The organism is Planktothrix mougeotii LEGE 06226 (assembly GCF_015207485.1).
Lineage (GTDB): Bacteria > Cyanobacteriota > Cyanobacteriia > Cyanobacteriales > Microcoleaceae > Planktothrix.
On sequence record NZ_JADEWU010000065.1, the window covers coordinates 25,525 to 32,050 of the forward strand.

The 6,526-nt window shown below is 40.2% G+C and carries 8 protein-coding genes; 2 read left to right on the plus strand and 6 right to left on the minus strand.

The features are described from left to right. Window positions 1–64: 64 nt before the first annotated feature. The 4 genes from IQ236_RS21115 to IQ236_RS21130 all read right to left on the minus strand — a co-directional run bounded on the left by IQ236_RS21115 (window position 65) and on the right by IQ236_RS21130 (window position 2,855). Window positions 65–481 carry a TIGR02588 family protein gene (locus IQ236_RS21115; protein ID WP_190519340.1) on the minus strand — a complete coding sequence of 139 codons (417 nt, stop codon included), beginning with the start codon at window positions 479–481 and terminating at the stop codon, window positions 65–67. Further along, a complete protein-coding gene (locus IQ236_RS21120) occupies window positions 478–1,380 on the minus strand; it encodes a TIGR02587 family membrane protein (protein ID WP_193871106.1) in 903 nt (300 codons plus the stop codon). The genes IQ236_RS21115 and IQ236_RS21120 overlap by 4 nt, the downstream gene beginning before the upstream one ends. A gap of 89 nt (window positions 1,381–1,469) precedes the next feature. Then, window positions 1,470–1,817 (minus strand): 4a-hydroxytetrahydrobiopterin dehydratase, encoded by a 348-nt coding sequence (locus IQ236_RS21125; protein WP_193871107.1) that lies wholly within the window; start codon window positions 1,815–1,817, stop codon window positions 1,470–1,472. 120 nt (window positions 1,818–1,937) lie between these two features. Then, window positions 1,938–2,855, minus strand: a complete 918-nt coding sequence (locus tag IQ236_RS21130) for a cation diffusion facilitator family transporter (protein WP_190519345.1) — start codon at window positions 2,853–2,855, stop codon at window positions 1,938–1,940. 157 nt (window positions 2,856–3,012) lie between these two features. On the opposite strand from IQ236_RS21130, the gene IQ236_RS21135 reads away from it, so the two are divergent. After that, a complete protein-coding gene (locus tag IQ236_RS21135) occupies window positions 3,013–3,369 on the plus strand; it encodes a hypothetical protein (protein WP_190519347.1) in 357 nt (118 codons plus the stop codon). A 127-nt stretch (window positions 3,370–3,496) separates the two neighbouring features. Next, entirely contained in the window at window positions 3,497–3,898 is a 402-nt protein-coding gene (locus IQ236_RS21140; RefSeq protein ID WP_193871108.1) for a hypothetical protein, read from the plus strand. Window positions 3,899–4,353: 455 nt separating this feature from the next. Here IQ236_RS21140 and IQ236_RS21145 read toward each other — a convergent pair whose 3' ends face one another. Both IQ236_RS21145 and IQ236_RS21150 read right to left on the minus strand, forming a co-directional pair. Continuing rightward, complete coding sequence (locus tag IQ236_RS21145; protein WP_072719914.1) at window positions 4,354–4,578, minus strand: DUF4327 family protein; 225 nt, start codon at window positions 4,576–4,578, stop codon at window positions 4,354–4,356. A gap of 232 nt (window positions 4,579–4,810) precedes the next feature. After that, the gene (locus tag IQ236_RS21150) at window positions 4,811–6,415 is read right to left on the minus strand and encodes a glycoside hydrolase family 3 N-terminal domain-containing protein (protein ID WP_193871109.1); all 1,605 of its coding nucleotides are present in this window, start codon (window positions 6,413–6,415) and stop codon (window positions 4,811–4,813) included. Between the last annotated feature and the right edge of the window lie 111 nt (window positions 6,416–6,526).

Genomic DNA, 6,526 nt, shown 5'->3' on the forward strand with positions numbered 1-6,526 from the left:
ATTCGATTTTATTTCCTCTCCGGTTACTCAGGGGAGGAAATTGTTCTTTTTTAATCAATCAGTCTCACGGTAACTTATAACTGGCGACTCGAATTCTAACTTCTCCTTCTTGAGGGTTATGACTGAAAATAAATGCACCTGATGCTGATTCTCCGCCAGAAAGATAATCAATTTGTTGTTCTCCCTGTTCAATGACTGTTCCATTCGAGTAAAATTCTCCAATTACTTGTACGGATTGTGCAGTTTCTCCTCCTTCATTAAGGACGGTAAAGGGGACATAAAATTGTTTCTGTTCTTGGCGTATCATTTCCCGTTGAGTCAAGGTTAAAACGGGAGGTTTATGTTTTTGAATTCGCCAACTATAAATAACCAATCCCAACAACAGCACCAAAATAAAAATAGCAATACTAAAGCTAAATTTTTCAGCTATTGAGAAATTCGATTCTGATGAATTTTGATTTGATATATCATCTTTAATCATATTGCTAAACGTCCTGCTGCTCCTCCAACGGTTGCCGGAAGGCCTAAAATTAAAGTCGAGCGTAGCCATAAAAACCAAGGATCACTAAAATTTAATTTCTGAAAAAACCACAGCATAAAAACGGAAGCGATTAGAGAAATTAAATAAGAAAAAATGGTTTCGCTGTGGGGAGATTGAAATAATCCTTGCTGATGATGACGCTTTTGTTGATTGATAAAACCCGCCGCAAAAACAATTCCATAGGAAATGATTAAAGAGGTAATAATAATCGCAATTAACCCAGGAGGAGAGGTTGCACCCGCAAGAATCCGCACTTCATCCGTAGGCGCAATATTAAAGGCAATAAACATCGCTCCAATAAAGGTGGCACTGATATCATCTACTGTGTCTCGTAAATTAATTTTCTGCCCTTTTAAATAAGCGGATTTTTCGTTTTTTTTCTGTTGAGGTGATGAGGAAGGTTTAGAGGGTTCATCACTTAACATTAACTCAGCTAATGCAGCACCAATGGCAAAGGGAATGCTTTCTAAAATAATTTTCCCCAGAGCTTCATTTAGGGGAGTGTCTTGATTAATTTCTCTCAGTAATATTAAAATCAAGGTAGTACAAACTAACCCAATAGCCAAAGCTTCAACACTGTCTAAAAGTGTATTTTTTAGCGTTCTCTGTTGATGACGACGAAATCCAGAAACTCGGTTTAATAAAAATACAACAAAGTAGGTAATTCCCAATAGCGTTAGCATTAATGGAGGTTCTGTAAAGGAACCAATTTGCCAAACTTCCATTGTATATAATAGGGGAATTCCAAATAAAAATCCCCCGGACATTCCTCGTACCAGTTCTTGGCACTCAAAAGACCAATATTTTGAACGATTTGCCGAATAGACTTGCCTTTTCATTCATCTTAAAGGGGATAAGCTGTTATACTTAATAATAAGAAACCGAGAAATCAATTAAGCATCTTACTCCTAATGGGTAATTGTAATTTTTAATTCTTAACTCCTGCTAGATCATCGGTTTTTGCTGCCATAATAAAATCATTTTGATGTAACCCTGAAATAGCATGAGTCCACCAAGTTACCGTAACTTTTCCATATTCTGTTAATAAAGCCGGATGATGATTTTCTAATTCAGCAATTTCACCGACTTGATTGGTAAAAGCTAAAGCCGTTTTAAAATCTGGGAATGAATAAGATCGTTGTAGTCGGGATTCTCCGTCTACTTCAATTAAATGCCAATAGGGAATTTGAGGTTTAAGAACAGCAATTTCCTCTAAACTCACGGGAGTTGATTTTTGATGGCAAGCCTCACACCTTTGTTGAGTTAAAGATGTCATTTTATCTCCTGAATATCATCAATTAAGTTTGATTTTTCTGCTTATTTATTGAATCAGCATAAAAAAAAACAGATTAAATTTTATCTATCTATAGAGAGAATTTTGCCGTTTCATCTTTACCTATTGAGACTCATAGGTAATTTGTTCGGATTGATATTGGGGGGGTTCAACATGAATTAAAATTCTGACTGGACTAAAACGGTTTTCTAATTCGGCTTCCACTGCTTCTGTAATACTGTGGGCTGTTTCTACATCTGTTGCGTCAACAATCATGTGCATTTCAATAAAAACTTGCCGTCCAATCATCCCACGAGACGCAATATTATGGCAATTTAATACACCAGGAACAGACATGGCAATCTCTTTAATAGTTTCGGGATCAATCACCATTTGATCGACTAACCAAGGCAAATTTTCTGTTAATACACTCCAGCCACTTTTAAATACTAATAAGGCTACAGGAAATGCTAAAATTACATCTAAATATTGCAATTTAGGCAAATTCCAAACCTCCCCTTGCCAAATTCCAATTAATCCTCCAAGCACCATAATGGTTATCCAAACATCACTCATTGTATGTTTAGCATCGGCTACTAAAACAGCACTGCCTAAACGCTGTCCAGCAGTCCGTTCATAATAAGCGACAAAAATATTAATCCCTAAAACAATCAATAAAATCCATAATTCATGAGGAGAAATTTTGACAGGTTCACCCCCCTTAAAAAGCCGTTCTACGGCTCCACTTAAAATTTGAAAACAGGCAATTCCCAAAAAAACACCAACACCCAAAGCCCCTAACGCATCGAATTTTTGATGTCCATAGGGATGTTCTCGGTCGGGTTGGGGAGAGGCAAAATGATTCGTAACTAATCCTAAAACATTATTGGCACTATCTGTTACACTATGGAGGGCATCAGCGAGTAAGCTCAAAGACCCTGTTATTGTTCCGATAATCACTTTAATCGTCATGACTAACAAATTCAAACCGAGTGTTAGTAATAAAACCCATTGAATTTTTGAACGATTATCCTGAACCATAAAACCTCCCCTTTGAAACTTTGAGGCTAAACGAAAACTTTTTTTAGAATATCATCTTCTCTAATTAAATTAACTATTGAAATTAATTTTCATTTCGGTTAACTTAACAGTAAAATTAGATTAAAGGATTTTAAGTGTTGTTTTGAATAGGGTTTCTATGTCTGCTTCTCCACTCACACTCAATTTAACTCAAGGTTCTGTCTCCCTGCGGTTTACCCCCGAAGCCGCCCAGAATTTAAAAGGGGTACTCGATGAAATCATGCAAAAACTCAAAGCGGTGGCGGCAAAAACAACTCCAGGAAGCGGTAAACCCACCCCTCAAAAGCCGATTGAATATCAATATACCGGGGATATTTTTTTAGAAGTTTTTTGTAACCCTAATATTTGGCCAAGTCCCTTTGCGGCGAAAGTCTTGATTACAGTCCGCGATGAACGCATTAAACTCATGACTGAAGCGGAACTCACCCGAATTATTGATGATGTGAATCAATACCTCGACCAAGTAAGTGAATAAGTTGTTAGAATATACAAGCAAAATCGGGCTTTTTTGGGCTTAGGCTAACTCATCCCGAACAAATCTACCAAACGCTGATCACATTCAAGCTTGAATCCTATCTAAATTAAGGAATGTTTTGATTCTGATGAATGCTGAACACTTAACCGACCTACTCCACAAAGGATTTCGCGTCACCCTGGGCGCGACTTCTTCCCTGATTGAAATCCTACAAGATCCTTACAAACGCAATGAGAATCTCGGAAAAATTCAGTCACAGGTTAGCGAATTAGCTGATGAATGGGCTGAAAAAGGAAAAATGACCGAGCAAGAAGCTCGCAATTTTGTGGATACGATCCTTTCTCAACGTCATCAGAACGTTAATACAGACACAACAACGGTAACAACTTCGTCTTCTGTGTCCTATCCCTCAACAGTTCCAAGTGGGTCTGACCCAGAACCTATCCGGGAAATCCAAGACCTGACAACTCAAATCGCTGAGTTACGAGATGAATTAAAACACCTACGCGAATCCAATTCTTCTCACTAATGACGATTAATCCCGCCTCCAAAACTCAACTCTTGGGATCAGAATTGATCGGAATTGGGTTCGGGATTATCAGGCGGGATTATCGTTTTCAGTCTTATTGCTTGATATCTAATCGCAGAACCTATCCTGAAATTTTTCAATTTCATACTGCCATCGATACCATATCGCACGAGCTTAAATTTTAACTTTATTATTCGTTTCCGAATCTCAGGTCTTGATCAAGGTTCCTTCAAACTGCCAGGATTAATCCTAAGTCAACCCATTGATTACCAATTCAAGATATTTTAGACTTAAGACATCGGAGATCAGCAAGGCTTGAAAGAGCCACTAGATTGAGTTTCTAACTTGACCTGGATCAGTAGACCCATAAATTTGAGCCTACAGGTACAGGAGTCAACATTTAGGGAACTAAAAAGTCTGAAAAATCTTTTGTGTTTTAAAATTCAGTCGAGATTTTAATCGTTATCCCAGGTTTCATGGCCAATTAAGTCGCCAATTCGATCTCTGAGCAAGAAATTGCACTCTTCCAACTCACACTCCACACAAGCCCATTCCCGTGCTGGAATATATTGGCAAAGTGTATAGATGGGTTGCTGACGGCTCACAATTCCCTTGGTGACGAGTTGGCGGGCTTCGTCTTTGATCACATCTAATGAATATTGGACAGTGGTGTAAGTCATAGTTCGCCCTCTTGGGGTTGCCGGAGAAGTTGTTGGCATCACTATTAATATAATCGAAAAATTGATTTTAGGAAAGGTTTTTTTTCAGTATAAGCCAATACAAATATCGGGGCTTTTTCCATAAAAATTTGAAAAGTCCCTAGACATACGCCCAGGACGTGGGTTAAGCCTTCCGAAGTTTTTCTGTGATCACCCTCTGGATTCATAATCAGACATTATTCTTAACTTTTTCTTAAATTCCCCAGAGAACTTTTAATGCCATCTCTTGGGCAACCGGCGTTTGACCATAGGAGAAAACAAAAGGAGTTTGAGGGGGAATTTGAGGTAAAAACTGTTCTAGGGTGTAAGGACTTCCGTAAATTACAAGGCCCTGTAACTGATTCTGTCTTAATATAATATTTAACCAATCTTGAGCAATTTGGGTTAACCCCGAACTATCACGGAAAGCATTCGCGCGAATAAAGACTTGCAGTAAAGTGGGATCAGAAGAAATACGGAGTGATGAATCATTTGGCGAATCCGAAGATACCGCAGCATGACAATCAACCAGTTGTAACCGATAACCCAACTGGGTTGGACGGGCGATCGCCGGGGTATGATTGCCTAAAATCGCACAATTGAGCAAATCATCCACAATCACCAAATTTCGCATCGGTTGTGGAGTTTGAGGTAGAACTAACGGTAAGGTTCCTCCCTGTTTGAGAGAATCCTGTAAAATTGTCCTCACCAGTTGTTGAGAGGCGGGTTGAGACAGGGAATCAAATAAAGTCTTGGAATCTCGATGGGGGAAACAATAGGACTCCGACCGTTGCCAGTCTGGAAATACCTTGGCTTTTGCCTGCCAAATTCGGTTTACAGAGGCTTCAATTCGTTCAGGAGAAATCCGACCCTCCGCCACCGCCGTACAAACAGCTTTAATTGTTACCTGGGGATCAAGGGGCATTAATAAAATATCTGCTCCCGCTTCCACCGCTAAAATGGCAGCTTCTTCTTGAGAATATCGTTTGGCGATCGCCCCCATGACTAAAGCATCGGTCACCACCAACCCCTCAAATCCTAACCGTTGTCTTAACTGACCCTGAACAATGGCCGGAGATAAGGTAGCCGGACGTTCAGTATCCCAAGCCGGAATTAATAAATGCGCCATCATCACTGTATCGACCCCCGATGCCATACTTGCCACAAAAGGGGGTAATTCCACCTGAGCTAGACGTTCATCCGCGTGGGGAATCACAGGTAATTCTAAATGGGAATCAATGGCTGTATCTCCATGACCCGGAAAATGTTTCGCCGTGGTTAATACCGGATAACCTTGACATCCCCGAATAAAAGCCGTCGCTAACTGACTCACCCGTTCTGGAGTTTCCCCAAAAGAACGAACATTAATCACCGGATTTTTAGGATTATTATTAACATCTACGACCGGAGCCAATATCCAATTTAAACCTACCGTCAAGGCTTCTTGGGCCGTAATCGCCCCCATTTTTTCTGCATAAAATTTGGCTTGTTCCAGGGATTGATTGGCTAACGCCCCAATCGCCATTAAAGGCGGAAACCAAGTCGCTCCCGCAAATCGCTGACCTACCCCCTCCTCCACATCGGCAGCCACCAATAACGGAAATTTAGCCCAGGATTGCAATAATTGAGTCCGAGCCGTCAATTCCGCCGCACTCCCATCCACTAAAATGACTCCCCCCACACCCAAATCCTGTAACCAATATTGCAAGCGCTGGGCTGGAGGTTCCCAAAGGGGATAACGAATTTGATGATCAAATAAAAAACCAGAGGCGCGCACCACGACCATCTGGGCTACTTGTTCTGCTAAAGAAAGAGTCATAAATGGGCAGTTATCAGTTATCAGTTATCAGTTATCAGTTATCAGTTATCAGTTATCAGTGTTGGCTGACGGTTGACGGTTAAGGAGTACAGAGTAAGGACTGTCAATTAT

What these genes read in the sequence shown, in the direction of transcription:
- IQ236_RS21115 (WP_190519340.1), bottom strand. Translation starts at nt 481, where the DNA reads ATGATTAAAGATGATATATCAAATCAAAATTCATCAGAATCGAATTTC.
- IQ236_RS21120 (WP_193871106.1), bottom strand. Translation starts at nt 1,380, where the DNA reads ATGAAAAGGCAAGTCTATTCGGCAAATCGTTCAAAATATTGGTCTTTT.
- IQ236_RS21125 (WP_193871107.1), bottom strand. Translation starts at nt 1,817, where the DNA reads ATGACATCTTTAACTCAACAAAGGTGTGAGGCTTGCCATCAAAAATCA.
- IQ236_RS21130 (WP_190519345.1), bottom strand. Translation starts at nt 2,855, where the DNA reads ATGGTTCAGGATAATCGTTCAAAAATTCAATGGGTTTTATTACTAACA.
- IQ236_RS21135 (WP_190519347.1), top strand. Translation starts at nt 3,013, where the DNA reads ATGTCTGCTTCTCCACTCACACTCAATTTAACTCAAGGTTCTGTCTCC.
- IQ236_RS21140 (WP_193871108.1), top strand. Translation starts at nt 3,497, where the DNA reads ATGAATGCTGAACACTTAACCGACCTACTCCACAAAGGATTTCGCGTC.
- IQ236_RS21145 (WP_072719914.1), bottom strand. Translation starts at nt 4,578, where the DNA reads ATGACTTACACCACTGTCCAATATTCATTAGATGTGATCAAAGACGAA.
- IQ236_RS21150 (WP_193871109.1), bottom strand. Translation starts at nt 6,415, where the DNA reads ATGACTCTTTCTTTAGCAGAACAAGTAGCCCAGATGGTCGTGGTGCGC.